This is a genomic window from Prosthecochloris sp., assembly GCA_015482705.2.
In the GTDB taxonomy this organism is placed as follows: Bacteria; Bacteroidota; Chlorobiia; order Chlorobiales; family Chlorobiaceae; genus Prosthecochloris.
Genome location: JADMLA020000026.1, coordinates 1 through 26,980 on the forward strand (window position 1 = coordinate 1; position 26,980 = coordinate 26,980).

Genomic DNA, 26,980 nt, shown 5'->3' on the forward strand with positions numbered 1-26,980 from the left:
GGATTATTACATGATCGAAAAAAACGACAAAGAATACGTGCTCCGCAACCACCAGGGAAAAACCACAAAAATCCCGAATATTCCTGAATAGGAGGCTGAGGTAAGGGTAGTTGAGCAGAGTAGAGAGCCTGTGGTTGTAGCCTGAAAAATTTTTTGTCAATTCTTTCTGTTTGTATAACGTGTTATACAAAAACAATCTGTATTTGTCATCATGAATACTTCAACACCTGAAAAATCGGATCAGCTTATCGGCATTCGGATTCCGAAAAGTGTTAAAGATCGACTCGATGTTCTGGCTGAGAAAACCGGCAGAACAAGGACATTTTACATCCGTCAGGCTTTGCTCGAGCACCTCGACGATCTTGAGGACAAGTACATGGCTCAAGAGGTGCTTGGACGTGTGAAAGAAAGAGAGGAGGAGCTTTATTCGCTTGATGACGTGGAGCGTGATCTTGGCCTGGACGATTGAGATTACAAGAACGGCTAAAAAAGGCCTCTTCTGCTAGATGTTTGATGAACAATTTGACTGCACCACTTTTCTATTCTCATTTCTTGCCGTGTTTTAACTGTGATCGTATATTTCTTTTTGAAATAAGCGGTTAATCCTATCGGCTTAATTTCAAGATCTCTATATCTACTATATATAAAGCTCAGACTACAAAGAAGTCATTTCTGAACAGAGGCTCTTTATTAGAGGAGTTTGAGAGAATAATGCTTGGGAGAGTTAGGGAGAGGGGAGTTTATCAGAGCAGAGCATAGAGAATGTTTGTCAGGTGTTAATAGTTGTTTGGGTTACTGAACAAAGCCCTCTAGTCCCATGCAGCACAGAAAGCTGAATCAATCCCTTAAAAGTACTAAATCTAAGTGGCGGAGGGCCACATGGAAGCTATAACGCCATTCTCTCAAGAGGACCTGAATGAAATCTTCAAGATTTCCCCTTCAGATTCGGAACGCGTGATTTCAAGGGAAAGTAGCAGTCTTGAATTCAAGGAATCATTCGGATGGGCAAGTTTGCCTAAGTACCTAAAAACAAGCGCAGCGTTTGCCAATGCCAAAGGCGGTTATATCGTGTTTGGTATTGGCAATAAGCCACACCGGCTTGGCGGTCTTTCGGGAACTCACTTGAAGTTATTTGAGGATATAGATCCGGAAAAGATGTCAAGCCACTTCAATGAACATTTTGCTCCGGAAATAGAATGGACGATTCAGGAATACGAACTTCAAGGGAAGGTTTTTGGACTTCTTTATATCCATGAGGCCAAGGATAAGCCCGTCGTCTGCACTAAAGATGCAGGGAAGGAGCTAAAAGAAAGCGATATTTACTATCGATATCGAGGCCGTTCCGAGCGCATTAAATACCCAGAACTCAGAGCCATTCTTGAGGCCAAGCGGGAATCTGAACAGCGCCTATGGATGCAACACTTCGAAAACATAGCGCGGATCGGTGTTCGTGATGCAGGGATTTTCGATCTGCACACCGGCAGTGTAACCGGGTCTGGAGGCTCATTCCTGATTGATGAGTCGCTTCTCAGTCAGCTCTCTTTCATAAAAGAGGGTGAATTCTCTGAGGTCAAAGGCAAGCCCACATTAAAGCTGATCGGCCATGTTGAACCCATTGCTGGAAGCATTGTCGCTACGTCCAAAAAACAATTTGTAAAAACAAAAGGCATAAGGACAGCCGATATCGTCCTCAGTGCCTTGAATCAGGAAAATGTTCCTGAGCCCTTGGAGTACATCAAACAAATCTGTTTTGAAAGCACCGCATTTTTGCCAGTTTACTATTTCATCAAGAAATCCGGAGCGACGCAAGACAAAACCGTGAAAGCGCTCGAAAGGGTGCTGTCAAGATCAACTACGCGAGGAAAGCTAATTGAACGTTTGAAGAGTGGAAAAACGCAGGAACTTCCAATCCCAAACGGAAGTACTTTCGCTGCCACCAAAAAAAGAAAATACTCAGAGTTACTGCGCAGCAATAAAGTAAGCGCGGGTCTTGCTGGGAAAGAGCTGAATTATTGTCTTCAAGCCATTCGTGGTCTGGCAGCAGACGAAATCAAATCCAACTCGAAGGTTATCAGAGAACTTTTGAAGAAATGGTTTAACAAACACTACGCATCGGCAGGAGGTCAATTGGCTGACAACCTGCGGCGGGCCATCTGCTGGGTTGATGAAGCATTGAATATGGGAGAATGCGAATGAGTGATCACATGACCTTTGTCCGATTCCGCAAGTGGGGAAAGAATGGCGGAATTGAGAACAGGCCTTTTCGCTGTTTCCAAAACACTTAACATATATTTCTTCTTATGCGGGGAACTAGGGGACGTAGTTGAATAGGGATAAAAGTCCAAGCATTATTTCCGTTGTTGTTTTCCCAGGATCGGAAAGACCCTTTTCAGGTCGTCGGCTTGACGTTCATGTTAGGTGATTCTCGTTTTTACAATTGCATCTTGAATTTTTTGCCACTGGTTTTCATACTGCTCTAGTTCTGGAATACTAATTGAGCAGTGTGTTGAATCTGGCGTTTTTGGTCTCACGCCATCGTGCGTCGCAAGATATGCTCTGTGGTGGTCAATTATGGCTGTGCGGAGTTCAAGCCAGGAAAAGACAAAATATCTATCCTCTCTATTTGACTTACCCAATGCAACAAAAACACAAAACAGATTCGGAAATGGTTCGCTGCAAGGTTTTCCTATAATTTGTTGCTGTCCATTCATGTTTATTTCGACAAACTTACTTACATCAAACTGCCAACTCTTTTTGTTAATGGCCTTCACTTGGACTACCAAGTGTCCTCCAAAATCGTCGGATGCAACGATATCGTAGTGGGGAACATTCCCGGAGAATGATGTGGCAATCAGGCCGCGTCTGCACAGTTCAGCCGCGACCAAAAACTCGCCCAGTGCTCCCGTTAACGTTGTACTTCTGCCTGTCGCCATTATTTTCACTTAACATTTTTTATATGTACTTCGGAATTTGATTCATCTGTGATACAACAGAATGGACGTTGTCAATACTGAAAATCTACCCGATACCCTCTTTCTTGAGCGTTTCTGCAATATCTTTAGCCCAGGCATTGATCTCGTCCCATTTGCGGAAATCACCAACGGGCACTTTTACGACCTTGATCATAAACTTATGCAATAAGCTGAGCTTGTCTTTATCGATTTTGCCATGAAAGACGGCAATCTCCCGGTTTGCGTTGTACTTGGTCTCGTAAGCGGTGAGGATCTCGTTAGCCACAATGAGTTCCTTTTTTTATATGAGATTTTATCAGGAAAGTGTCCGCAGAGACGACAGGGATGTTGTTCCATGCATCCAGATCGAGCAAATGAGTGTCACCGGAGATGATTGCATTGGCTTTGGCTGCATGTGCTGCTTCGAGAATCCGGTTGTCATCGGGATCGGTTGTTATCACCGAAAGCCGGCTCTCAGGGGTGACAAGGGTAAAAGTGTTTCTGAACAATTGGATGATTTCGTATACCTGCTCTTCATGAAGGCTGAATTTCGACCGAAGTAAAACCTCCTCAACCTCTTTGAGAATATCAGGTGAAATGCAGTTCACGAGAGTGCCGGAAGAACAGCGATACAGGATTTCACGGGGTTTCCCCCCGAAAAGAATTCCGGAGATGAGGATATTGGTATCGCAGACAATCCTCATCGATCGTTCGATCTCTTATGACGGGTCGCTACGATTTCCTCTTCGACTTCTTCGATAGTGAGTTGTTTTTCCTTTACAGTACGATCTCCAAGCTGGAACAGCTCATTCCATTGGTTCTGGCGGCGGATGTATTGTCTTGCAGCTTCACGGATCAGCTCTGAACGACTGCGGTGTTCCTTCTTTGCCGTTTTGTCTATTTCCTTCAGGAGAGAATCCTGAAATGATATATTGACGGTGCTCATACCTTGCTATGGTTGTGTTATGGGCACCTCTAAAAAGTTATTGCGCGTTTCAATTGCTGCGTTGGGCGGTGCTCGGAATCCTCATGTACTCGATGTACACTCCGGTTCCTGTGCTACGGTCCGTCTTGCACTTGAGCCGCTCTTGACGCTTTTTAAGAGGTGCCCTTATATCATGAATATACAAAGTTTGTATTGAAATGACTGATTATTCCACTGCAAGGTTCCCAAATGGAGTTGGAGGAATAGACTCGGGTGCTCGCCTAGTCCTGTTGTTTCTCCATGATCGGAAGAATCCGTTTCAGGTCGTCGGCTTGTTCGATCAGCAGTTTTCTGAGCAGGGCAGGCAGCTCACCGCCGTCTGAGTCTTTTTTATCCAGAAAGGTCTCTATTTTCCGGAGCATGTCCGGGGTTTGATGCCAATGCGGAAAGAGGTAATGGCCAAAAGCTTCGGCGTAATGCACATCACGTTCGGTATAGATGTTTTCAATCGCTTCAAAAAACCGATCGGCAAAAGGCGTTAGCAGGTCTTTCTGCATGTGCCAGTGAAAGCCTTTCATGCCGTAGCGGAGGAAATCCGTGGAGCGGGATGATTCTTCTGTAAACGTCTGCCAGCAGGATTCTTTTTCTGCGCTGTCGGGCCTCGAGGCCTGCACCATAAAGGCTTTCTTGAGGCCAAGGTCGCTTTTATCCAGCTCTTTTTCGTTGCTGAACAGGGTTTCGGCTTCGGTGTGTCCGCAGGCCATCAGGCGGGCAATGACGTTCCAGCGTTTTTCCTGGTCGATCTCGAGCGACGCTATGGACTCGGTACCTGTAACAAGGCCGTGCAGGTAATCCAGCTCGTCCGACAGAAGAGCGGTTTCTAGCAGGAGTCCGAACCAGATGATCTGCTTTTCTTCACTGTTATCGGTCACGGCCAGGCGTTCGCGGGCCATGGTGTTGAGTTTGGGCATCCAGATCGCTCTGTTGTCATCGGTCAGGTATACCGATACGATGGCCTTGATCTTTGCGATGATATGGCTGTTCAGAATAGACAGATCCTTCTCTTTCATGGCCAGTTCAATGCCCATTTCGATAAATTCGGTCGGTCTGAAGGCATTGTCGCGCACCATCTGCCAGAGGCTTCCCCAGACGAGCCGCCGGGCAAACGGATCTTCAATGGTTTGTAGCGACTTGCGGGCGATGTCGATAGCATCCTGGCTGTAAAACACTTTCACGTAATCGTGATCGTGCGTATTGAGGATCACGAACGCAGTGTCGGGTTTCAACTGCGTGTCTGCAGTTTTTCCGTCAATGATGATCTTTTGAGTTTCATTTTCGACGAGTGCGCTGCCGCTCTGACGATAGCCGGTCAATGCAATGGCATGCTGCCGTATGAGGTTGTTGTCGGCCGATCCCTGCTGCTCGATCCTGAGCCTGCCGTTCTCGATACGGCTCGAGAGGGTATTGACGCCGGTGGTTTGGAGCCATTGGCGGCTCCAGGCTACGATGTCGATACCGCTTTTTTCCGACATGATCGAAAGAAAATCATCCAGGGTTGTGTTCTGTTCGGCGAATCGTTTGAAGTATTGGCCAATGGCGGCGCGGAAGGCCTCATCACCGATATAGTACTGAAGCTGGCGAAGCACCGAAGCACCCTTGGAGTAGCTGATGCCGTCAAAATTACTGAAGGCCTCGATGGTATCCCGGGCCGAAGCGGCTATGGGGTGGGTAGTTGCATACTGATCCTGCTGATAGGCCCATTCTTTGCGAACATACAGATGTTCCAACGCATCACCGAACAGCTTGCCATTGGACATGGCGAAATAGGAAAGGTAGTCGGCAAAGCTTTCGTTGAGCCAGAGGTCGTTCCACCATTTCATGGTCACCAGGTCGCCGAACCACATGTGCACCATCTCGTGGGTGATGGTGTTGGCGCGGTTCAGGTGCTCGCTGTAGAGCTTTTTATGGCGAAAGATATAGTGTTCGGTAAAGGTGACGCAGCCCACGTTTTCCATGGCCCCGAAATTGAATTCCGGGACAAAAACCTGGTCGTACTTGTCGTACGGATAGGGGTAGTCGAAATAGGTTTCCAGGGTGGCCATGGATTCCCTGGTGACGGCAAAGATGTTTTCCGGATCCATGTATTTTTCGAGCGACTTCCGGCAGTAGATTCCGAGCGGTATCCGGTTGTAGCGATCTTCCCACTTGGCATATGGGCCTACAACCAGGGCAAAGAGGTAGGTGGAAAAGACAGCCGTGTGTTTGAAGGAAATCGTTACTTCTTCATTGGTTGTTCGGGTATGCTCCGGAAGGGTGTTGTGGATATACGTCCATTTTGAGGGCCCGTTCACCGTGAGCCGGTACGAGGCTTTGATATCGGGCTGATCGAAGCACGGGAAGAGGCGGTGCGCGTCGTAGGGCTCGAAATCGGTATGCATGTACTCTTCATTGTCTTCTGGATCGTGAAATTTATGAAAGCCCGAGCCGGTGTTGTCGAACAGGCTGGTATAGGTGATCTCCAGCGTATTGCGGCCCTCTGTCAGATGATCTTCTTTGAGATAGAGGGCAAAATCACCCTCGAGATACTCCTTCGCAGGTTTGCCATCGAGCGCGACAGCATGGATCTGTTTGGTAATGAAATCAAGCTTGAGGTACTCTATACCGCCCCGGCGATAGTCGAACTCGACAATGCAGTGCCCCCGGTACTCCGTGGCGTACTCTTTCAGGGTGAGTTCAAGGGTGTAGCGGACATTGGAAACCAGGTTGCTGCGGGTTTCAGCCGCTTCACGGGTGAGAATGTTTTCAGTATCAATGGAATATGTCATGTAAAACGCTTTACAAAGAGAGGCTTAGAGAGATGCTGGTTTTTTATCAGGTGCACTTTTTTATCTGTTTGTGGTCTGTTGTTTGGAAAATAAGATACTTGGTTCAGCAAAAAAAAGTCCAAGCATTATTTTTATTTCCTCTCTCAGCGCCTTGACAGAGAGTATTTCAAGGATGTCATCTTTGTGATTGTAGCGGTCATTGGTGATGAAAAAGGAGGCGCCGGAGCGGATTGCAGTTGCAATTATCAAGACCTGGAAGAGAATGTGCAGGGCATTGTTCGATAAGTGAAAAAAGATTATAAAGTATTAGGTGTTTAGTCCCTTTAATAGGTTAGAATAGAATTGCTGAGGTCCGAGGGAGAGTTTTGGACCGTAACGGTTTAATGCGAGGCACGTCCCAAAGGAGAGGTTATTTCGCTTGAATTTGATATTCTGGATAATGCCTGATTTTGAAAAGATAGACATACTCAAGAAAACACTTGACTCGTATCGTCCTCTTCCGCCTGAGATTGTCTCCAATCTTCATGAGGATCTGGTTCTTCGATGGACGTATAATTCAAACGCTATCGAAGGTAATACGCTGACGCTCAAGGAGACCAAAGTGGCTCTGGAGGGAATCACTGTTGGTGGGAAAACCATGAGAGAGCATTTCGAAGCGATCAACCATCGTGAAGCCATCTATTTTGTCGAAGATCTGGTTGAGCGGAACGAGCCTCTATCGGAATGGCAGATCAAATCCATTCACCAGTTGATTTTGAAAAATATCGACGATATACATGCTGGTGTCTACAGAAGAACCAATGTGATCATTGCCGGTGCCGATCACATGCCGCCTGACGCATTGCATGTCGAAAGCGAAATGCAGAAGTTCATCAACTGGTACAGAGAGCAGGCACCTGCGCTTCACCCGATTGAACGTGCGGCTCGTGTCCATGCAGACTTTGTAAAAATCCATCCCTTCACAGACGGAAACGGCAGAACATCTCGTCTCCTGATGAACCTTGAGCTGATGAAGAGCGGTTATCCTCCTGTCGTTCTTCCGGTAGAAAGGCGATTGGAGTACTACGAGGCTCTGGATGCTGCTCATACGAAACAGGATTATAAACCATTTCTGAACCTGAGCGTTGAAGTAGTCGAGGCAGGATTCAAGCCATATTGGCATGCTTTGGGAGTGAAGCCAGTGTAGATGCAACCAGGGGAATTGGTTGAATAAGTTAAAAGTCCCTGCCGTATTTCACTTCATACGATATCAGTAAAGCTCAGTCTGTTCTGTTTTTTCCTCCAAACGTTTCAAAGAAATCCTTCATATGCCGTTCGCCGTAACGGGGTGCGGCGTTGTCTATTTCGTTGACGGCAATCGCGAAGGCGAGCATGTCGGCGATACGGGCGTTGAGAGGTTTTATGAGGGAGTGAAGGCCTTTGACGATCCAGAGGGGAATGAAGATGATTCTGGGTTTTTTATTGATCGTTGTGAAGGCAAGGGTGAACAGTTCTTTATAGGTAAAGATATCCGGCCCCCCGATATCGATTTCCTGATGACCCGGAGCGGCTGTATCCACACAGATATCTCCCATATCCTTTCCATGGATCGGGTTGATGCGTAAACTACCGTCACCGGGCCAGACGATGACGCCGGAGGAGGCCAATTTCTGGAACTGCAGCATGTCGGAAAAGTAGGCGTTCGGTCGGAGGATGGAGTAGTCGATGCCGGAATCCTCGAGTACCTGGACAAAGTCTTCGTGGGCTTTGACGATCTGCATATCCATCATTTCATCGGCTTTGAAAATCGAGACATAGATGAATTTCTGCACATCGTGGAGTATGGCTTCCTGGAGAATATTGGCGTTGCCGAGATAGTCAATGTCATGGTATGACATGCCGGGCTTTGAGCTTTTGAGGCCCATGGAGGAGAACACCGTGTCGATGCCGTCTGCTATACCGAACAGCGTATCGGGTTTGGCTGCGTCGCCTGTTACGATTTCATCCACCACGACGTCAAGCAAGGGTTCTCCGAATGGGCCGGGACGTTTGAGTTTTTCAGGGTCACGTACCAGCACACGGACAAACCAGCCCCTCTTTTTGAAAGCAAGAGCCGCATACCTTCCGATGTGTCCCGAAGCTCCGACTACAAGCGCTTTTTTCATTGCCATCTCGTTGATCTGTTACGCATCATGAACTCTCCGTTGCTTCCGGCAAACAGTATCTCTGTCGGCTTTATTGTCGGGTCGCTCACGATGATTCATGGGGGTTGCCGCGAATTTGCGGCAATGTTCTGTTGCAATGATAACGTAGATGACCGGTGTTTCGTTGAGGCAGTGACCGGAAATGGGTGATAAAAATAAAAATGACGAAAAAATCCCCGTGTAAGATCAATACTGATCTTACACGGGGATGACGGCATAACGAAAAATCCTCTGAACTACTGGGAGAGTCCCTCCATACATTGTCGTGGCCGGCATGAAAGTGGAGCGCCGGAATCGGGGAATAGTATGTCAGGGGGTCGTGACTTCGTAACTGTAGTCGAGCTGCAGTTTATCCGGAGTGCTGATCAATGAATTCATCGGAACGCACACATGAAACCATTTGCCTGCCATCAGGCTGGGCTTGTTGAATGAATGCGTTTGTCCGGGCCACAAGGTGAACAGTATTTTTGTGTTTTGGCCGGGAAAGCACTTTGCGCCACCGGTAAAAAACTTGTCTTTGAAGGTCATCTTGACCTGTGTGTTGTTGGTGACGCTCAACAGTTTTGCATTTTTAATCGAGGGTATACTCCCGGAAAAAGGAAGATCCGCAAATGTCGCTTTAGGATCGTTTTCTTTGCGTAACGTCACAATATCGTTTTTAGTTATTGTGGTTGGGTCAGGTGGGGGCGAAGTTTTTTTGCAATTGTTCAGGTATTGTTCTCTTTGTGTATTGTATGACTCTACACCCAGAGCGTTCTTTCCTTGGATACACCATTTGTAATGGTATTGGTAGTCGGAGCTCCACCAGTCCGGATTATTTCCTTTCGGACAACCTGTCGCTATTCTTTTCTCGTTTTGCGCTACAGCTGTTTTGGCATACGAGTCACAATTGTTCGATATGCATTTTGCCAGAAACGCTTGTCGGGGCTTGATATCGACGGCGTTTCCCTGGAGGCATTTTTGATAGTAATAGTCATAAGAGTCCGAGTAATTGAAGCTTGGCCCGCAATTCCCGAGTTGTTGCAATGCCTTGGATATTTCCAGATTATCCTTTGCGTTTTTATCGCAGTAATCCTCTTTTGTCATAATGTGCTTTTCAATTCCGGGCGCCTTTTCGGCCTGAGTCACGACGTTTTTCTCCTGTTGCTCGAACATTGGAGAAGGTGCAGCGAAGCCGTTACTGAATAGCAGTACAAAACATACTGTGAAAGCTGCTCCGATCGATAGCGGTGATTTCATGTATCTGAAAGAAGAGGTTTTACAAAAGGTGCGGAAAGCAATAAGATACAAAACAGGATTATAATGGAGGCGCGGGCAAGTTAATGGAGGTGTCTTTTTTCAGTTTGTTTTCATTGCTTTATCCTCGGATAGAACTTGTGGAATAGATGTTCAAATGACATGTGTCAAGCCAGAGGACGAGTGAGCTATCAATACGTTCTTCCCGGTAAGGGGGTAGATGATCGTAGTCATTACAATTCGTTGTTTATGGTAGATTGTGCCGGGTTTACAGTTCTCCCTTTTCCAGGGCATGAAAGAAGTCTCTGATTATCTGATTGCGCGATTCCAGCCATTCTTTCAGGTGATCGGCATAGTGCATGGCCGATTTTTTTGCATTGTTGTCGGTCAATAATTTCAGGATGGCCTTGTTTACAGATTCTGAATCGAGCCGTGTTCTCCTTATACGGTGAGCGAATCCTTTCCTGACAAGACAATCGATATTGTATTCCTGTTCATACATCATTCCAATGCCCAAAACGGGTTTTCCTGCCAATGCAGCCGTCATTACTGTGCCGATTCCTCCATGAATGACCGAAATATCGGCAAGGCGACTTACATCGAGTGCCGGAAGCCAATCGGTCAATAAAACATTTGGCGGTACTCTTACGTTCAGCTCCTGCAGCTTTGTTTTCATCGGTGACACCACATTGAAGGGTTGATCACGGAATCCTTCCAGAATACTTTTGATGACTTGCGGTCTTCCAGAACTGCCCATGGAAAAATAAACCAGCGGTTCTTTCATTGCAGCAAGCCGGTTTACCTCCTCTGGAACAGGGCTGGCTAGATCAGCGATCAGTGGGCCGATGTAGTAGTAGGTCTCCGGTACGCTTGACAGGCCGGAAAAATCGGAAGGTTCGGCAAGAAGATTGTAGTCGCCCTGCCATAGGTCGCGAAGATCGTTCAGTTTTGCAATGCCGTACTCTTTTGCGACTGTGTTCAGCGGACGAAGGATTATCCCGCCAAGCTGGGAAAAAGTCTGCCTGGTAAGCCATTTCAGTGCAGCATCCGGAAGCAGCCTGAGCCCGGTGATGTCCAGGTCATCGGCATAGTCTCCGAGCCCTTCGTCGATCATGGCCTGGATGTCCCATGTCGACTGTGTCAGCCAGATCAGTGGTACATCGGCAGCCCTGCTGGAAAGTGTGATGGTTATATTGAACCCGGTCACGGCAGCCAGTGGACGCTCGTTTCGCAGAAAAGCAACTTCATTCTCGACGCGTATTCGGGTTTCCTTTGCCGAAAAAAACGATCCGATTTTTTCACCCTGGTCAACCTGGTAGAGATACTCGATCTGTTCGCCGGAAAGTCTCGGTTCAAGACGCATCAGGGGAAAACCGTCTTTTTCGATAAGCTCCTCGAACTGACCGCCGTGAGTGGCAAATACGATATTGAATTCGTTCCTGCAGGCTTTCGCCACTTCGAGCGTCCGGGTTGTTTCAGCCAGGTTCCATGCTGCAGGAAACATTGCAATTGTTTTCATAGGGGTTCTACCATTGGGTGGGATATGAGTGAGAATAGGCTGAGTGGTTTCTTTGTATATAAAACTTTTCTGAACATTCTCTTTCATCACCATGGTTTATTTGCTGAACCCTTGTCAAACCTTGAAATCCCTGCGTGAAGATGACACAACGGAGATGCATACAGGCGCATTGACGATCAAGATCGGGCGGCTGCATACCTCGTCGGTAAGGCCATATTGTGGAAAAATGAAAAAAAATGAAACCTTTTTCCTTGTTCGAGCATAAGATAAATGATGATAGCTGATAGCGTTTCCCTGATCGAAGTGAAGACCGGTTCGGGTAAATGATCATGGATAGAAAATACAAGCAATGTAGGAGAAGAAGTGATGAACGACATGGTGAGTGCTCTTTTGTCCGAGCTTTGGGGCGAGAGGATACGTGGCGGCAGTGTTGCTGTTTTTTGCTCGATGGTTGTCCCGAAATGTGAGGCTGAGAGGATATGAGAGAGAGTAAGGTCGCGGTGCGTTGTTTTACAAAAACCGGCAGGTTTTTCATGCTGTTTTTCATTCTCCATGGTTGTTTGACGGGACACCCGGTTTATGCTCAGGAAGTGTTGCAATGGCAACAGTGTGTCAGCGAGGCACTGCAGTCCAGGCCGGATCTCGCTGCCGCCGAAGCATCGCTGCAGCAGGCTGAAGCGCAGAAAAAAATTACCGTTTCGGCTGAACGTCCTCAGATAAACGCCAGCTTGAGTGGCAAACGCAGCGATTCGACTCAAGAAGAACTCGAGAGCGCTTCTACTTTTTCCTATGGTCTCTCGGCCTCACAGCTACTGTATGATGGAGGGGTTACCGGCAGTAAAATCGAAGCCAGTAAAGAAGCACTGAACGCTGAAGAGCAAGCGTATCGTCTCGCGTCTTCGGATGCCAGATTGTCGTTACGGCGAGCTTTTTTAGAACTTCTCAAGGCGCAGAAGCTTGTCGTGCTTGCAAAAGAAATCGAGCAGCGTCGACGAGAAAATGTGGCGTTTCTGACGTTGCGTTATGAAGCGGGTCGGGAGCATATAGGATCACTACGCCGTTCCGAGGCTGATCTTGCCGAGGCGGCATTCGAAGTTGCCCAGGCCGAACGTGGTGTTGTGCTCGCTCAGTCACAGCTTGCCTCGGCTCTTGGGCGCGATGTGCGTTCCATCTTGGTTGCAGAGGGTTCATTTGCGGTTGAAGAGCTTGCTGAAAAATCTCCTGATTTTCCTGCATTAGCGAAAGAGCATCCCGAAGTTCTTCAGTTCGAAGCAAACACACGTTCTGCTCGTTACGATCTCGAAGCTTCGAAAAAGTCGTTTTTTCCCGAGCTTTCGCTCAATTCTTCTTTTGGCAGAAGTTCCTTTGAAAGCTGGCCACCGGACGAGCTGGATTGGAGTGCCGGGTTTGAGCTTTCGCTTCCTCTGTATACGGGGGGAGGGACCAAGGCAGCTGCAGCCAAAGCTCTTGGGGTAGTCAATGAACAGATCTCCAGAAGCCGGGGCGTTTATCTCGAGGTGCTCGATACGCTTGAAGAGCGTTGGAAAAATGTTCAGGATGCCACCGAAAACCTCGAGGTACAGGAAAAATATCTTGAATCGGCCAATCTTCGATCGAGTATTGCCAATGCCCAGTATTCGAATGGTTTGATTTCTTTCGATGACTGGGTGATTATCGAAGACAATCTTGTCAGCTTAAAAAAATCACATCTCGATGCCCAGGCCCAGCTGTTCGTGGCCAGGGCTGAATGGACACAGGCAAAAGGAGTGGGACTGAATGAATAAAAAAGTGCTTGTCGGTGCAGCAGTGTTTTTCGCAGTAATCGTATTCGCCGTTGTGTGGGGAATGACTCTTTGGAAGCAAGAATCCGCCACCAGACTGCGTGAGGTGCAAGCTGGAACCGGAACGATTCGTGAAACGGTTTCTACTACCGGTGTCGTAGAGCCACGGAACAGATTGAAAATCCAATCTTCGGTTGCCGGCAGGGTTGAGGAGGTTCTTGTCGATGAAGGGGTCATGGTCACGAAAGGAGACCGGCTTGCGTTGCTCAGCTCCACCGAAAGGGCGGCTCTTTTGGATGCTGCAAGATTGAGGGATAAGAAAGAACAAGCTTATTGGGAGACCGTCTACAGTAAAGCAGCCATTCTGGCCCCAATTGAAGGTCAGGTGATCGTGCGCAGCATCGAACCTGGTCAGACGGTTACCACCAGTGACTCTCTCTTTGTGCTTTCGGACCGGCTGATCGTAATCGCTTATGTCGATGAAACCGATATCGGCAGGGTATCACAGGGACAGGATGCGACGATAACGCTCGATGCCTATCAGGATATTGTGGTCAGGGGAAAGGTCGAACATATTCACTATGAGTCACATCTCGAAAATAACGTTACCATCTACCATGTCGATATCATTCCTGAGACCATTCCGAAAGTGTTCCGTTCCGGTATGAGCGCCAATATCGATATCGTCGTCGATGAAAGAAAAGGTGCTGTTTTGATTCCTGCCGGAGCAGTGCAAAATCATGACGGCCAGAGTGTCGTTATGGTCAAGAACCCTCAGGGTGATGCACAGGGAACCTATGTCAAGGTCACTACAGGTTTACAGGATGAAGATGTCATTGAAATCAGGGAAGGTATCGAAGCAGGTACTACGATTCTGGTTCGTGACGATTCGTTTGTGCTGCCAAAAAACAGCGGTAGCGGCAATCCTTTTCTTCCGCAGCGAAAGAAACGGTAATACCGGCAATGATTACACTTGATAACATTCAGAAGACCTATAGTATCGGTGAAAGCTCCGTTCATGCACTCAGAGGAGTTTCACTCTCGATCGAACAGGGCGAATTCATTGCCATTATGGGGGCATCGGGTTCCGGGAAATCCACACTCATGCACATTCTCGGCCTGCTCGATACGCCTGACAGTGGCGACTACTTTCTTTCGGGGCGCAATGTCAACTCATTGAAAGAGGATGAACTTGCCGCATTACGTAATCACGTGGCTGGTTTCGTGTTTCAGCAGTTTCATCTGCTCAAGCGTATGAGCCTTGTCGATAATGTCCGTTTGCCGCATATCTACAGCGGTGAAGAAGGGGATTTCCGTGAGGAGGCGATCGAACGTTTATGGCTTGTAGGGCTCGAGGACCGGGCTGATCACAGGCCGAATCAGCTTTCCGGAGGGCAGCAGCAACGTGTTGCCATAGCCCGGGCACTGATACGCAATCCAATGATTATTTTTGCCGACGAACCCACAGGCAATCTCGATACGAAGAATTCCTCGGAGATCATGAACATTCTCAAGCGGCTTCATGGAGAGGGAAAAACCATCATCATGGTGACGCACGAGGACACCATTGCGGCATATGCCGATCGGATTATCACCATGTCCGACGGTCGGATCGTCAGTGATGAACGAAAAGCCGGAAGAACCGATCGGCAGTTGTTCAGGGAGGAGCCAGTGAACCCGAGCACCCATATCCCCTTGTGGCGCAACGGTCGTTTTTCCGGTTTTGTCCTGCAGGCGGTACAGTCCATTCTTTCCAACAAAGTTCGTTCCTTTCTCTCCGTGCTTGGCATTCTGGTCGGGGTAGCGTCGGTTATCGCCATGTTGGCTCTCGGTGCTGGAGCGCAGGTATCGATGGAGGAGAGTCTACAATCCATGGGCTCCAACCTGCTTTCTGTCAGGGGGGGATCTGCATCTGTCAGGGGAGCCGCTCAGGGAGCGGGAGCCGTTACCCGTTTTACCTTCAACGATGTTGAAGGTATAGCAGCAACGACGTCACTTGTAAAGCGTGCGTCGGGCATTGTGAGAGGCAGTGCACAGATCGTTTATGGCGGCAATAACTGGAGTACTTCACTTGATGGGGTTGGTTTCGAATATGGTGAAATGCGTGCTGCCATTCCAACTATCGGGCGATGGTTTACCGAACAGGAACTGAAAAAACGTGAAAAAGTCGCAGTTGTCGGCCTGACGGTTGCCAAGGAGCTGTTCGGCAGCAGCGTCAGTCCGGTCGGCAAAACAATCAAGATAAACAGGATCAATTTCACGGTTATCGGAGTGGCTCCTGCCAAGGGGTTTTCAGGTCCTCGTGACGGGGACGATGTCGTGATGATTCCGGTGACTACGGCGATGTACAGGGTTCTTGGTAAGGATTACTTCGATGGTATCTACGTTGAATCGGTTTCTCCAGCCATGATTGAGCCGACCAAAGATGCTGTCGAGAGGATTATTCGCAAGCAGCATCGTCTTGGTGACGGCGATGATTCTTTTTCGATCAGAGACATGACAGAGATTAAACAAATGCTCTCCAGTACGACTCAGACCATGAGCCTGCTTCTTGGCGCGATAGCGGCAATCTCTCTGGTTGTCGGGGGTATTGGCATCATGAACATCATGCTGGTGTCGGTTACCGAAAGAACTAAAGAAATCGGGCTTCGAAAAGCGATAGGGGCGCGAAAAAGCGATATCATGCTGCAGTTTATCGTTGAATCCGTAGGTATGACCCTCTCAGGCGGCTTGTTCGGCATTGTTGCAGGAATAACCGTTGCATGGGGGCTGTCGGTTTTTGCCGGCTGGGCGGTGCAGACATCGATGTTTGCGATTGTGCTCGCTACGGGTTTTTCGATGTTGATCGGTTTGAGTTTCGGACTCTGGCCGGCAAAAAAAGCGGCTGATCTCAAGCCGGTCGAAGCCCTGCGGTATGAGTAGCCGTCATTGATATTTCTCTTTTTCCATTTTCTGTAGGGCACCTCTGCTTTTATTATTCCACGCTTCAATTACTTCGTAGATCCCTGCATGTGTCGGGGAACTCTGGTTATCCATGTTGTTCCTTTGAAATGAGCTGCCGGATAAGATATAAGAATTATAAAGTAAGGATGACTTGTTATGGGAAAAACCATTCCTGTGTCCGGAAATTGTGGTTTTGCGGAAAAATTCTTTTTATACAAATCATCATGCAGGTGATTTCTGGTGCAACGTCCTCATGCATTCACAAAACAAACAGTTCTGTTACGAACATCGGTCAATGAACCTCGAACAAGCTAAAAAAAGCCTTTTTTGTGGCACTTTTCTTCTTGGGCGGAGTCGCAGGGGCAAAGCTGTCGATGCGTTATTTGCTTTCGGCAGTGCCGAGGCGGCGGTTGTACTGGTTGACGCGGTCGGGCGTGAGCATCCTGAAGCCGATGGTATTTTGAGCAGGCTGCTGACGATTGACAGCAAAGCAATGCACGAGATGCATGCGGCCGTATGGGCTTTCTGGAAAAGGCAACGTTATGCGACCCTTTTGAACAAGGCCCGGAGTTCAGAAACATTGAGAAACGTTCTTTATGATGCCCTGCGTGTTATGCCTCGTGATGATGAAGGCAACAGAACGATTTTTGCACTGTGGCATCGGCTTGATGACAAAATGCTTGCGGAGATGATCTCGAACCAGTCGAGGCATGCACCAGGGCTTGAAATGGATGCTCTTTTCGGTTTGGCGCAAGGAGATGCAGAGCGTTATCTCGTTCTTGAAGATCCTGACTGTTCAATCTTCGAGAAAGCATATATCATGGCTTCGGATGATCAGAAACGCAGGATCAACAGTACGGTATTGAAAAATCTGGACCCCCGCCTCGTGAAAGCCTATGTTCTTGCCGGTGCTGGAGGGCATGAGCAGGAACTTGTGCTGGAAGCTCTCAAGATTTCCGGCGATCAGGACGGATTGTTCGAGCGGGTCAGAGGAATGACGCTTCAAAACATGCTCGAGCTTGTTGCTTACTGGGAGCACACCGGAAACCTTCCTGACGACTCTTCCCGAAAGAAAACGGTCGAGCGAGCAGTGGCCCTCTATCGTGAACTTTGTTCACTCAATTTCAAAGCATCGGACGAGGTTCCGGCTGGTACAACAGACATGATACACTATTGGGAGGAGCGTGAGGTGACGGATGCAGAATTGAAGGCAGAACTTGGATGTGACGATCCCATGGTAAGGGCCGGGGCTCTCTATAGAAGCGCGAAAAGAGGACGCATATCGCAATCTCGTCTTCGTGATATAGCCAGAACGGGATCGTGGCTTGAAAAACTTGCTGCAAGACTTTATCTGCCGGGTGAGTTTCCGGAAGAAGAATATGAGCATGTGGTATGGCTCAGGAAAAACGACAGAATCGATGCACGTCTATTCAACACTGTCATTCCCGGAACGATAGATGACAGTCAATTCTTTCTGGACAGCATGCGGGTACTTGGCAAAAGTGAAGATGCTACCGATAAAATGTTGTTTACGCTTCTTGCTATTTTGACCACCTTTCAGGGTTACTTTTTGCGCGGTATCGTTATGCTTGACGAAAATGATGACGCTACGCAAAAAGGGGCGGTCGAAACGGAAGACGCACCAGGGATTGAATGGTAGGTGTTCAGATATCAGAATAAGAAGCATTGGGTACAAAGATGTACAAAGCGCTGCAAAAGCTCCTCGGCAAGGAAAGGGAAGGTAACAACTCGGATGCGGCTCTCCTGAAAATCGAGCTTCAGGAAAAAGAGGCCGAGCTGCAACGTCTTCGTCGGGAATCTCGTCTTGAAAGAGAGCGTACCGCTCATCTGACTGAAGCCGGCATTGAAAAGGCGCTCGAAGAGGTTATGACAAACATCACAGGCCCTTTGGCAAACCTGTCCGCGATGCAGGCTCGTTATCGGCAAGATGGGAATATCAAAGTGGCGGATTTACTGAGCGTTGCCATCAAAATTGAAGCCTCCCTGCATGATTTCGGGCTTGAAGCATTCGGTGCGGTTGGAGAAACAACCTCTTTCGATCCCGGACTTCACCACCTTCTCGATGCGGATATTCCCGTAGAAGGTGAACCTGTTGTTGTAAGGTTTACGGGATATCGTTACAAAGGCAGGACGATACGCAAAACAATGGTGAGAAAGGTTTCAGAAATAACAAAAGAGCAACTACCGGATGGCACTGGCATTTGATTTCGGAACCAGCAATAGTGTTGTCGTGCGTTGGAACGAAGCTCTTGGTAAAGGGGAGGCAGTCATGCTGCCGAATCTAACCAGAACGTATCCTTTACGACGAGGCGGGAACGCCACAGTTATCCCTTCATTGATTCATTACGGAAAAAATAGTATGCCAATGATCGGTGCACAGGTCGAAGAGGCCGGTTTGGCAACGCATCCCGGTACTTTTCGTTGGTTGAAAATGGATGTCTTGAGGACAGGCGGAGCGAATCGAGGTCGTCGTGTCAACGGGGAGGTTATTTACCCTCGAAAAGCGGCGGACGAGCTTGTTGATCGCATTTTGATGTTCGTGCGGGGCCTTTATGGTGATCTCGATAATGAACTTGTGGTTACTGTTCCTGTCGAGGCATTCGATCATTATCTGGACTGGTTGCAGGAAGCTGCTTTGAAACGTTTCCCGGGGGGTATCCGGTTTCTCGATGAAGCGACGGCCTGTATCATGGGTTATCTGGACCAAATTCTCGATCGCAAACCGTATTGTATCGTCGATTTTGGAGGTGGAACCCTCGATGTATCTGTTGTTCGTACAGATTTGTCGGCTTCCGGTAATACGCAATGCAGGGTGCTTGGTCGAGCCGGAGAAGAAATAGGCGGGATCATGGTCGATAACTGGCTGCTGGAGTATATACAGAAGCGGGAAGGACTTGATGATGAAGAGATAGCAACTGTCGGGTCTGCACTGCTTCGGCAGATCGAACAAGCAAAAATATCGATTTCCAACGGAAAAGATAAAGCAGAGATCGGCCAGTACAACGATATAAGCGGTTTGCTGATCAACTGTACCCTAACCCGTGAGGTGCTCCAAGAGGCGCTTGAAAAGCAAAGAGAGCCAAACAAGCATAACCTTTACCAGATTCTCGTACGGACGCTCGACCGTGCGCTTGACCAGGCACGTGACCGAGCGGGGATACGCAAGACGGAGCTTGAAGGAGTTTTTCTCGTTGGCGGAAGCAGCATGCTACCGGGTATTCATGAGAAAATCCGGGACTATTTCCCTGACAGCGAGCTTCACGGTGATAATCCATTCGAGGCAGTGGCACTTGGTGCGTGCCGGTATGGAGGAGGAATGATCGAGCAGGCCCTGGCGCATGATTATTGTATGAGGAGCTGGAACCGCGAACTGCGTGATTTCGAGCTTGTTCCGGTAGTGTCTCGCGGGACGTCATATCCAACTGAAAAACCGGTGACAAGCAAATATATAAAAGCTGCCTGTGATGCACAGCAGGTGCTTGGGCTTGTCATATACGAGCGTTCTGTCATGGAGCGACCTGTTATAAGTTATGTCAACGGTGCCGAAGGACTTCGCCCCGTGCGAGAGGAAATGAGACAGGAGGCCAGGGAGAAACCGCTCAATCCGGATGATCATGAATTCATTCATGCGGATCCCCCCTCTGTGGTTGGTGAACGACGGTTTATTGCAGGATTCGGAGTCGATGAACATCGTCGCCTGACACTCTGGTTGCGCGACAATCTCGAGGGGAACAAATCATTTATTCAGCTCAGGGACGGGACCAGAATTCCTCTTCCTGTTGCCAATTTTCCAGTGGTTAAGCTATGAACAATAATCTGGCTGAGAGTGTGAAAAAGTCGATTGTGACGAAAGGCTGGCTCGACGAGCTGAAACTGAATATCAATGCTCGTATCGCTCTTCTACAGTTAGTGACGATTGACGAAGAGGATGCGATGCATACCCTCGATGCATGGACACATGCCGATGATTGGCCGCAAGAAGGCATGGGGCTCATATCATGGGATAGTGGAGATCAGTTTATCGAAATAAAAGAACCGGCCGTTCCATTCGGCAAGCGCTCGGCTTCGCCGGAAACGGTGCTTGGCTTCATCGATGATTATCAAGGAGCTGCCATATTTATCCTGAAAGATTTTCATCGTGCCTGGGAGCATCGTCCATCCGTGTTGCGTATGCTTCGCAACCTTTCGGCCCGTCTTCCTGCACGGGAGCAGCCAGTCAATATTATTTTGACAAGCCCTGAGCGCAACCTGCCGGTTGAGCTTCGACAGGATATTCCGGCAATCGATGTCGGCAAACCCGGGACTGAACAGATGAGAGAGCTCCTCGAGCGTCTTTCCTCTTCGAGCAACGCACTCAGAAACGTATCACCCGGTCTGATGGAAAGGCTTGTCGAGAGCGCGCTCGGGCTTTCGGTCGTCGAGGCTGGACGGGCATTTCGTAAGGCCATAGTGCTTGCCGGGAAAGGTGGACTTGATGAGCGTGCAGTCAGGCAGGTGTTGAATGAAAAACAGCACATTATCCGTGAGAGCGGTGCTCTTGAATTATATCCCTACACCGGTATGATGAGCAATGTCGGGGGGCTGGGAGCACTGAAAAAATGGCTTGATGAAAGACAGGAAGCCTTTAGTCAGGAAGCTCGGGATTATGGTTTGTCAGCACCAAAAGGCGTTGCTCTTGTCGGGATACCCGGTACAGGAAAAAGCCTCTGCGCCAAGGTTACTGCAGGGCATTGGGGGATGACGTTGTTGCGCATGGATGTCGGCGCGGTTTTCAGCGGGCTTCTTGGATCGAGTGAACGCAATATTCGCGAGGCAATACGAATTGCTGAAGTGATAGCCCCCTGCGTTCTCTGGGTAGATGAAATAGAGAAGGCTTTTGCAGGTTCAACCGGGGACAGTGGTACGGCCAGCCGTGTTCTGGCAACCTTCCTTACATGGATGCAGGAGAAGAGCGCTCCTGTGTTTGTATTCGCGACGGCGAACAATATTGACCGGCTTCCTCCGGAATTGTTCCGCAAAGGACGTTTTGATGAGATTTTCTTTCTTGATTTGCCGACAAGAGCCGAGAGAACGAGAATTCTCGAGGTGCATCTTAAACAGCAGGGCATAAGCATGATTTCCCAACGTTTCAACCTCGATGAGGTGGCAAAGATAACGGAAGGGTTTGTGGGCGCGGAATTGCAGGCCTTGGTCAACGATGCCATGTTTCCTGCATTTCGTGATAACCGGCGGGAGATCGATACGAGTGATCTCCTTGCTGCTGCAAGGGAAATGGTTCCGTTAGCAAAATCTCATGAAAAGCATATCGAAACACTGCGATGTATGGTTGAGCAAGGACAGGTGCGTAACGCTTCCGATGATCTTTCAGGGGAGAAAGTGGCCCTTGAAAGCATTCCCGGAGGCCATCCCCGCTTGGATTGAAAAAAACAGTAGAGAATTTTGTGGTATGACAAAGAATACGTCAAAAGAAAAGAGGGGTAGTATGCTGGAGAAACTCATGGCTGATCTTCGGCGACGTTCACTATATCCTGACAAAAGAGGTATACCGCCACTTGTTTTCAATGACGTTGACAAATCACCAATGGTGCTTGTTCCCGGTGGAAAGTTTGAAATGGGAGACGGGCTTGAAGAGGGTTGTCGAAAGCATAGTGTCTATCTGGATTCTTTCTATATCGGAATCTATATGGTGACGAATCGGCAATACAAAGCATTTATGGATGCAACAGGTCATCGGGCACCAAGTCAGGGGGCATGGATCGATGCAGTGAGCGTCTGGCAGGGTGATACATTTCCTGAAGAATTTGCCATGCATCCGGTTGTTTGTGTCAACTGGGATGACGCGAAAGCCTATGCCGAATGGGCAGGATGTACGTTGCCGACCGAAGCACAGTGGGAAAAAGCAGCTAAAGGTCCACAGGGGTATCTTTATCCATGGGGCGACGATTGGGATGAAGACAAATGTAGAAACAGGAACAATCGTTTACAGGATCCGACAAGCAAAGTTTATGACTACCCGAATGGTGTATCCGGTTACGGCACCTGGAACCAGAGCGGTAATGTATATGAATGGTGTGCTGACTGGTATGGAGAGCTCTATCCTAAAACCGGTACAAGAGAAAACCCGGAAGGGCCTGAAGATGGTTCTCTGCGCCATGAAAGGGGAAGCTGCTGGCGTTATAGCGATACATTGTCATTTCAGTGCTCGAGAAGAAGTTTTTGTGTCCCGGGAGCACTCAATGATTTCAGAGGATTTCGAATTGTGAAAAGGCTTTCTTGACAGGAGATACATAATCTCCCGTAGTTGAATCCACAATTCAGTTTTTATAGTACTTCATCGCATCAGGTATCGCATTTCGAATCTGGCGGATTCTGGAGGCATCGGATGGGTGAGTGCTTAAAAACTCCGGAGGTTTGCCTCCTTTTGAACTTTTCGACATTCTTTGCCAGAAGCTTACAGCTTCATTCGGGTTGTAACCGGCTAATGCCATGAAGATAAGGCCAATCTTGTCGGCTTCATACTCGTGCAGGCGGCTGTAGGGAAGAACGAGAGCAACCTGTGATCCGACACCGAATGCTGTCAACCAAAGACTTCGTGTTTTTTTCGGACTTGATTGTAACGCGCTACTGAGAGCCATTCCTCCCATCTGGGTCAAGAGTATCTGGCTCATGCGTTCGTTGCCGTGTTTTGCAACTGCATGGGCGATTTCATGGGCCATAACCACGGCAAGTCCTGCATCGGTCTTTGTGTAGGGAAGGATACCGGTGTAAACGACTATTTTTCCACCGGGCATACACCATGCATTTGGTGATTTATTGTCGATAAGATTGAATTCCCACGAATAATTTCTCAGTTCTGAAGAGAGACCGCGCTGACGGAAGTACTGTTCAACGGCTGTTTTCAGCTTGCGACCAACACGCTTTACTCTTGCGGTTTCGACACTGTTTTGGCTCCGTTTGTTTTTTCTCAGAAACTCATTGTATTGTTCGTTACTCAAAGAGAGCATCGATGAAGCGGGAACGATATTGAGCTGTGAACGTCCGGTCACCGGAACGGTTGCACAGGAACCGAGAAACATTGTTATAACAAGCAGTGCGACGATTCTGCTGTGCCTTGTAACGGGTGAGCTTATTCTTGTCATGGTAACATGGGTGATTGCGTATTAATAGGTTGCCAGATGTTTGACCTCTTTTCTCCAGCTGTGGAAGAGGATGTGTCCGGCAAAACCGGCGAACTCGGGTTTCAGTATACGTAAAGCCTGATCCTGTAGAAAAAGATAATTCTTTTGGGTCAATGATTGTAACGCATCACCGATTGAAAACCATGACGCAAGATATTGACGGACATGCGTATCTATGGGAAATGCCGAGAAACGCTGCAGCCCGAACAGCAAAATGCAATCGGCTATTTTATTGCCTATCCCCGATAGGGTGCAAAGACGCTTTCTGGCAGTTTCCAGAGGCATTTCGGGATCTTTGAGGCATTCCAGATCAAGTCCACCGGATGCAACGATCCGCGCTGCATCGATGATGTTTTTCGCCCGTATACAGTTGTTGTTCGTGCAAAGCCTGAGAGAATCCGGGTTTGTACCGGCAAGGGTTTCCGGAGAAGGGAAACAGTGATATTGTAGCGGTTTACCTTCCATACTGACGATGCATTGTCGGCCATATTCTTTTGCCAGATACGATATCTGTCTCCGTATGATTTTCATGCCAAGTCCCTGAGCACACATGAACGTTATCAGGATTTCAAATGCATTTTGCCGAAGAATTTTCAATCCCATATAAGGTTTTATGAGCTTCCATAGTTCAGGATAGCGTTCACTGAACCCAAGAGGGAAGAGTAGGTTGGCGTCGATATCGAGACAGAAATAGTCCCTTATAAAGTCAATGATTTCTTCTTCGTGAGAAAAATATTTTGATGTTGAAACCGTGTATTTTTCTTCTTTATCCTTTTTCAGAATGAAAATATCACCATCGATTACGCCACAAAATAGGTGCTTTTTATTTTGAAAATAGTCCCATCTAAAACTTTGTCCGCTAAATATAGATCCTTCAATATCAATCAAATTAGGACTTATTATTACAGTCTTTAGTTCTCTCATTTGCTTTATATTTGTTGCTTGAATAATGAAAACGACTGTTAAAATTATTTGTGGTGAATATTTTTATATTATTTTAAAATAATAGATTATGGATTTTTATCTGATATTATTTTTATTTCGTGTGATGTTTTTTTTGGATGTTTTTATTTTCTTTGTTTTCAGTGTTTATTGTTTGTTTTAATTATATTTTTTATAACAAAAAAGCCAAAACAACTCACGTTTGGAAAGTTGTTTTGGCTTTTTTTTGACCTTGTATCTCTTGTTAGTAGTAAGAGTAAATGGCTTCCATTTCTTTTTCAAAGAAGAATTCTTCATGACCAAATGCAGGAACGAGGTCATCTATCCATGAGGCAGTTTCGCTGTATTCAGCAAAGAATAATTTATTGGTCCACTCCGGATTTCTGCTTTGAGTGAACTTTAGCGCAAATATTTTTTCTCCGTTGATTTCCAGAATATCTTCAACAATAACTTTACCGGGTGAACAAGACATCGATGGTCCGCGTACGGTTCGGCCGAGTCCCGACATCTTCTGGTACGCGTTATTGAATATTTCAACCGCTTGAGCAAGAGGGACTTCAAAATAGTGTTTGGCTCCAGTATCCCGTTCCAGAAACATGTAGTAGGGAATGATGCCCTGCTGAAGCTGTTTTTGCCACATGGTTTCCCAAATGCCTACCTCATCGTTAATGTGTCGGACGATAGGTGATTGACTGCGTATCACCGCTCCGGTCGATCGTATACGCCGAACGGCGTCAATGGCTATGGGTGTTTCGATTTCTCTAGGATGGCTGATGTGTGCCATGATGGCAAGATGTTTGCCGGAGGAGACGATATCTTCGAAAAAATGAAGCAATTCGTCGGAATCGTGATCGGAAGTAAATCGGTAAGGCCACCAGCTCAGTGCTTTTGTACCGATCCTGATGGTTCTTATGGTAGGGATGCTCAAGAGGGGTTTGATATACTGTTTTATCAGGGCGGTGTTCATCACCATAGGATCTCCACCGGTAAAAATAATGTCTTTTACCTCAGGATGCTCTTGCAGGTAGTTGACGAGAAGACCGATGTCGTTGTTTGCGAATTTGAGGTTTTCAAGCCCTGAAAATTGCGGCCATCTGAAACAGTAGGTGCAATACGCGTGACAAACCTGGGCTTCGGATGGAAAAAATAAAACACTTTCCCGGTATTTATGCTGAATGCCATGAAGAAACTCATCATTCATGCGAGGAGTATTGAGCTCCATTTGCCCGGCAGGATTGGGGTTTTGCAAGAGCTGTATCTCTCTTGCCGCCTGTTGGATCACTTCCGGTTCAGCTTCTGTTCGAACAAGTTCGGATATTCGTCCAAAATCTACAGGATCGAGCATTTCGCTTTGAGGGAAGCTCAATCTGAAAAGAGGGTCATCCGGAATGTTCGACCAGTCGATCAGGTGTTCTGTAACGTAATTGTTCACTCTAAACGGATAGACGGCAGCAACGGTTTTAACGACATGAAGCTGCTCTTCCGGTATTTCTCCGTATTGAGGGAGTGTATGAAGATTGTGTGCTGCAAATGAGCGATATTTCAGCATAACAACTGCTTTTGATGGTTGCTAAAATATCGGCAGAGCGTATTGGGAATTGTAAAGCTCTAACCTGTATGAATTTTAAAAACATGAAACCTTTAACGCTGTAAGGTAATCTGTACATATATGTACAACTATTGGGTCAATAAACCAAAATCAGCAAGGTTTGATCGATAACGGTGTGGAAGCGGATGTTTTTTGCCGTGTCGACTTATCGATGGATGTTTCGTTTTACGTTTTTTTGTTTCTAAATTGTGCTGTATTACGTTTTCCTGAACGATAACGCATGTTATTCTTATGCAACAGGTTACTATTTCACCAAAGTATCAGGTGGTTATTCCAAGAAAAATAAGAGAGTCGCTCAAGCTCGTTCCAGGGCAGAAAATTCAGGTTGTTCAATACGGAGAACGTATCGAGCTCATTCCTCATAAAGAGGTACATGAAATGAGAGGATTCCTCAAGAAAAGTGAGGTGAGGGCAAATGGTCCGGAGGGCGGGATATGAATCTTGTGGATAGTTCAGGCTGGATCGAGTTTTTCAATGATGGCCCCTATGCTTCCTACTTTCTTGAAGCACTTCGTGATATGGATAAGGTCATTGTACCGACCATCTGTTTTTATGAGGTGTTTGCCCATGTCATGAAAACCATGAGTGATGCGGAGGCGCTTCAGGTTGTAGCGTTCATGCAGCAATCTCAATCCGTCGATCTGACAGATGCTATAGCAGTGCTTGCTGCGCGTTTGAGTGCCAAGCACAATCTCCCATTCTCTCCCGGGATCACTCTTGCGACGGCTCAGCTCAACCAGGCGGTGGTTTGGACGCAGGATCCTTTTTTGAAAGATTTTCCCGATGTCAAATATTATCCGAAAAAAAAGGATTGAACACTCGTTTTCCTCTTTATGGATTGAGTAAATCATTTCCTTGTAACTATAT

24 protein-coding genes are annotated in these 26,980 nt (G+C 47.5%); 13 read left to right on the forward strand and 11 right to left on the reverse strand.

Features of this window, described 5'->3' with window-relative positions; all coding sequences use genetic code 11:
- Window positions 1-211 precede the first annotated feature (211 nt).
- Both QZ209_RS06260 and QZ209_RS06265 read left to right on the forward strand, forming a co-directional pair.
- On the forward strand, window positions 212-469 hold the full coding sequence (locus tag QZ209_RS06260) for a DUF6290 family protein (RefSeq protein WP_294345882.1): 258 nt from the start codon (window positions 212-214) through the stop codon (window positions 467-469).
- A 410-nt stretch (window positions 470-879) separates the two neighbouring features.
- The gene (locus QZ209_RS06265) at window positions 880-2,196 is read left to right on the forward strand and encodes an ATP-binding protein (RefSeq protein WP_294345885.1); all 1,317 of its coding nucleotides are present in this window, start codon (window positions 880-882) and stop codon (window positions 2,194-2,196) included.
- Window positions 2,197-2,414: 218 nt separating this feature from the next.
- Here QZ209_RS06265 and QZ209_RS06270 read toward each other — a convergent pair whose 3' ends face one another.
- The 5 genes from QZ209_RS06270 to pepN form a co-directional block, all read right to left on the reverse strand.
- Window positions 2,415-2,933 (reverse strand): hypothetical protein, encoded by a 519-nt coding sequence (locus QZ209_RS06270; protein WP_294345888.1) that lies wholly within the window; start codon window positions 2,931-2,933, stop codon window positions 2,415-2,417.
- 85 nt (window positions 2,934-3,018) lie between these two features.
- Complete coding sequence (locus QZ209_RS06275) at window positions 3,019-3,237, reverse strand: hypothetical protein (protein ID WP_294345891.1); 219 nt, start codon at window positions 3,235-3,237, stop codon at window positions 3,019-3,021.
- Complete coding sequence (locus QZ209_RS06280) at window positions 3,230-3,655, reverse strand: putative toxin-antitoxin system toxin component, PIN family (protein WP_294345893.1); 426 nt, start codon at window positions 3,653-3,655, stop codon at window positions 3,230-3,232. Before QZ209_RS06280 ends, QZ209_RS06275 begins: the two co-directional genes overlap by 8 nt.
- On the reverse strand, window positions 3,652-3,897 hold the full coding sequence (locus QZ209_RS06285; RefSeq protein ID WP_294345896.1) for a ribbon-helix-helix domain-containing protein: 246 nt from the start codon (window positions 3,895-3,897) through the stop codon (window positions 3,652-3,654). The genes QZ209_RS06280 and QZ209_RS06285 overlap by 4 nt, the downstream gene beginning before the upstream one ends.
- A 260-nt stretch (window positions 3,898-4,157) precedes the next feature.
- Window positions 4,158-6,701, reverse strand: a complete 2,544-nt coding sequence (gene pepN, locus QZ209_RS06290) for an aminopeptidase N (protein WP_294345899.1) — start codon at window positions 6,699-6,701, stop codon at window positions 4,158-4,160.
- Window positions 6,702-7,140: 439 nt separating this feature from the next.
- On the opposite strand from pepN, the gene QZ209_RS06295 reads away from it, so the two are divergent.
- Window positions 7,141-7,887 (forward strand): Fic family protein, encoded by a 747-nt coding sequence (locus tag QZ209_RS06295; RefSeq protein ID WP_366515756.1) that lies wholly within the window; start codon window positions 7,141-7,143, stop codon window positions 7,885-7,887.
- Window positions 7,888-7,960: 73 nt separating this feature from the next.
- Here the strand turns inward: QZ209_RS06295 and QZ209_RS06300 are convergent, their stop codons facing one another.
- The 3 genes from QZ209_RS06300 to QZ209_RS06310 form a co-directional block, all read right to left on the reverse strand.
- Entirely contained in the window at window positions 7,961-8,845 is an 885-nt protein-coding gene (locus QZ209_RS06300) for an NAD(P)H-binding protein (RefSeq protein WP_294345906.1), read from the reverse strand.
- A gap of 348 nt (window positions 8,846-9,193) precedes the next feature.
- Window positions 9,194-10,123 (reverse strand): hypothetical protein, encoded by a 930-nt coding sequence (locus QZ209_RS06305; RefSeq protein ID WP_294345907.1) that lies wholly within the window; start codon window positions 10,121-10,123, stop codon window positions 9,194-9,196.
- A gap of 265 nt (window positions 10,124-10,388) precedes the next feature.
- A complete protein-coding gene (locus QZ209_RS06310) occupies window positions 10,389-11,639 on the reverse strand; it encodes a glycosyltransferase (RefSeq protein ID WP_294345910.1) in 1,251 nt (416 codons plus the stop codon).
- A gap of 479 nt (window positions 11,640-12,118) precedes the next feature.
- On the opposite strand from QZ209_RS06310, the gene QZ209_RS06315 reads away from it, so the two are divergent.
- The 8 genes from QZ209_RS06315 (at window position 12,119) to QZ209_RS06350 (ending at window position 22,661) form a co-directional block, all read left to right on the forward strand.
- Window positions 12,119-13,423: a TolC family protein gene (locus tag QZ209_RS06315; protein WP_294345913.1), complete on the forward strand. Its 1,305-nt coding sequence runs from the start codon at window positions 12,119-12,121 to the stop codon at window positions 13,421-13,423.
- Window positions 13,416-14,375 carry an HlyD family efflux transporter periplasmic adaptor subunit gene (locus QZ209_RS06320; RefSeq protein ID WP_294345915.1) on the forward strand — a complete coding sequence of 320 codons (960 nt, stop codon included), beginning with the start codon at window positions 13,416-13,418 and terminating at the stop codon, window positions 14,373-14,375. The genes QZ209_RS06315 and QZ209_RS06320 overlap by 8 nt, the downstream gene beginning before the upstream one ends.
- An 8-nt stretch (window positions 14,376-14,383) precedes the next feature.
- Window positions 14,384-16,342 (forward strand): ABC transporter permease, encoded by a 1,959-nt coding sequence (locus QZ209_RS06325; protein ID WP_294345918.1) that lies wholly within the window; start codon window positions 14,384-14,386, stop codon window positions 16,340-16,342.
- A gap of 316 nt (window positions 16,343-16,658) precedes the next feature.
- Window positions 16,659-18,023, forward strand: coding sequence for a hypothetical protein (locus QZ209_RS06330; protein ID WP_294345921.1), 1,365 nt, complete (start codon window positions 16,659-16,661; stop codon window positions 18,021-18,023).
- Between the two features lie 38 nt (window positions 18,024-18,061).
- Entirely contained in the window at window positions 18,062-18,589 is a 528-nt protein-coding gene (gene grpE / locus QZ209_RS06335; protein ID WP_294345922.1) for a nucleotide exchange factor GrpE, read from the forward strand.
- Window positions 18,573-20,192, forward strand: a complete 1,620-nt coding sequence (locus QZ209_RS06340; protein WP_294345925.1) for an Hsp70 family protein — start codon at window positions 18,573-18,575, stop codon at window positions 20,190-20,192. Before grpE ends, QZ209_RS06340 begins: the two co-directional genes overlap by 17 nt.
- A gap of 20 nt (window positions 20,193-20,212) precedes the next feature.
- Complete coding sequence (locus QZ209_RS06345; protein WP_294345930.1) at window positions 20,213-21,805, forward strand: AAA family ATPase; 1,593 nt, start codon at window positions 20,213-20,215, stop codon at window positions 21,803-21,805.
- 61 nt (window positions 21,806-21,866) lie between these two features.
- The gene (locus QZ209_RS06350; RefSeq protein ID WP_294345932.1) at window positions 21,867-22,661 is read left to right on the forward strand and encodes an SUMF1/EgtB/PvdO family nonheme iron enzyme; all 795 of its coding nucleotides are present in this window, start codon (window positions 21,867-21,869) and stop codon (window positions 22,659-22,661) included.
- Window positions 22,662-22,698: 37 nt separating this feature from the next.
- Here QZ209_RS06350 and QZ209_RS06355 read toward each other — a convergent pair whose 3' ends face one another.
- The 3 genes from QZ209_RS06355 to QZ209_RS06365 form a co-directional block, all read right to left on the reverse strand.
- Entirely contained in the window at window positions 22,699-23,523 is an 825-nt protein-coding gene (locus tag QZ209_RS06355; RefSeq protein WP_294345935.1) for a M48 family metallopeptidase, read from the reverse strand.
- 21 nt (window positions 23,524-23,544) lie between these two features.
- Window positions 23,545-24,450 carry a DNA glycosylase gene (locus QZ209_RS06360; protein WP_294345937.1) on the reverse strand — a complete coding sequence of 302 codons (906 nt, stop codon included), beginning with the start codon at window positions 24,448-24,450 and terminating at the stop codon, window positions 23,545-23,547.
- A gap of 298 nt (window positions 24,451-24,748) precedes the next feature.
- Window positions 24,749-26,053, reverse strand: coding sequence for a lysine 2,3-aminomutase (locus QZ209_RS06365; RefSeq protein ID WP_294345940.1), 1,305 nt, complete (start codon window positions 26,051-26,053; stop codon window positions 24,749-24,751).
- A gap of 291 nt (window positions 26,054-26,344) precedes the next feature.
- Between QZ209_RS06365 and QZ209_RS06370 the strand changes: the two genes are divergently transcribed.
- Window positions 26,345-26,551 (forward strand): AbrB/MazE/SpoVT family DNA-binding domain-containing protein, encoded by a 207-nt coding sequence (locus tag QZ209_RS06370; protein ID WP_294345943.1) that lies wholly within the window; start codon window positions 26,345-26,347, stop codon window positions 26,549-26,551.
- Window positions 26,548-26,928, forward strand: a complete 381-nt coding sequence (locus tag QZ209_RS06375; protein WP_294345946.1) for a type II toxin-antitoxin system VapC family toxin — start codon at window positions 26,548-26,550, stop codon at window positions 26,926-26,928. Before QZ209_RS06370 ends, QZ209_RS06375 begins: the two co-directional genes overlap by 4 nt.
- Window positions 26,929-26,980 lie beyond the last annotated feature (52 nt).

Bases quoted from the DNA above. Each gene is read 5' to 3' on its own strand.
- QZ209_RS06260 (WP_294345882.1), top strand. From the start codon at position 212: ATGAATACTTCAACACCTGAAAAATCGGATCAGCTTATCGGCATTCGG.
- QZ209_RS06300 (WP_294345906.1), bottom strand. From the start codon at position 8,845: ATGAAAAAAGCGCTTGTAGTCGGAGCTTCGGGACACATCGGAAGGTAT.
- QZ209_RS06315 (WP_294345913.1), top strand. From the start codon at position 12,119: ATGAGAGAGAGTAAGGTCGCGGTGCGTTGTTTTACAAAAACCGGCAGG.
- QZ209_RS06280 (WP_294345893.1), bottom strand. From the start codon at position 3,655: ATGAGGATTGTCTGCGATACCAATATCCTCATCTCCGGAATTCTTTTC.
- QZ209_RS06355 (WP_294345935.1), bottom strand. From the start codon at position 23,523: ATGACAAGAATAAGCTCACCCGTTACAAGGCACAGCAGAATCGTCGCA.
- QZ209_RS06330 (WP_294345921.1), top strand. From the start codon at position 16,659: ATGAACCTCGAACAAGCTAAAAAAAGCCTTTTTTGTGGCACTTTTCTT.
- QZ209_RS06295 (WP_366515756.1), top strand. From the start codon at position 7,141: ATGCCTGATTTTGAAAAGATAGACATACTCAAGAAAACACTTGACTCG.
- QZ209_RS06305 (WP_294345907.1), bottom strand. From the start codon at position 10,123: ATGAAATCACCGCTATCGATCGGAGCAGCTTTCACAGTATGTTTTGTA.
- QZ209_RS06320 (WP_294345915.1), top strand. From the start codon at position 13,416: ATGAATAAAAAAGTGCTTGTCGGTGCAGCAGTGTTTTTCGCAGTAATC.
- grpE (WP_294345922.1), top strand. From the start codon at position 18,062: ATGTACAAAGCGCTGCAAAAGCTCCTCGGCAAGGAAAGGGAAGGTAAC.
- QZ209_RS06325 (WP_294345918.1), top strand. From the start codon at position 14,384: ATGATTACACTTGATAACATTCAGAAGACCTATAGTATCGGTGAAAGC.
- QZ209_RS06350 (WP_294345932.1), top strand. From the start codon at position 21,867: ATGCTGGAGAAACTCATGGCTGATCTTCGGCGACGTTCACTATATCCT.
- QZ209_RS06340 (WP_294345925.1), top strand. From the start codon at position 18,573: ATGGCACTGGCATTTGATTTCGGAACCAGCAATAGTGTTGTCGTGCGT.
- QZ209_RS06285 (WP_294345896.1), bottom strand. From the start codon at position 3,897: ATGAGCACCGTCAATATATCATTTCAGGATTCTCTCCTGAAGGAAATA.
- QZ209_RS06310 (WP_294345910.1), bottom strand. From the start codon at position 11,639: ATGAAAACAATTGCAATGTTTCCTGCAGCATGGAACCTGGCTGAAACA.
- QZ209_RS06375 (WP_294345946.1), top strand. From the start codon at position 26,548: ATGAATCTTGTGGATAGTTCAGGCTGGATCGAGTTTTTCAATGATGGC.
- QZ209_RS06365 (WP_294345940.1), bottom strand. From the start codon at position 26,053: ATGCTGAAATATCGCTCATTTGCAGCACACAATCTTCATACACTCCCT.
- QZ209_RS06370 (WP_294345943.1), top strand. From the start codon at position 26,345: ATGCAACAGGTTACTATTTCACCAAAGTATCAGGTGGTTATTCCAAGA.
- QZ209_RS06265 (WP_294345885.1), top strand. From the start codon at position 880: ATGGAAGCTATAACGCCATTCTCTCAAGAGGACCTGAATGAAATCTTC.
- pepN (WP_294345899.1), bottom strand. From the start codon at position 6,701: ATGACATATTCCATTGATACTGAAAACATTCTCACCCGTGAAGCGGCT.
- QZ209_RS06270 (WP_294345888.1), bottom strand. From the start codon at position 2,933: ATGGCGACAGGCAGAAGTACAACGTTAACGGGAGCACTGGGCGAGTTT.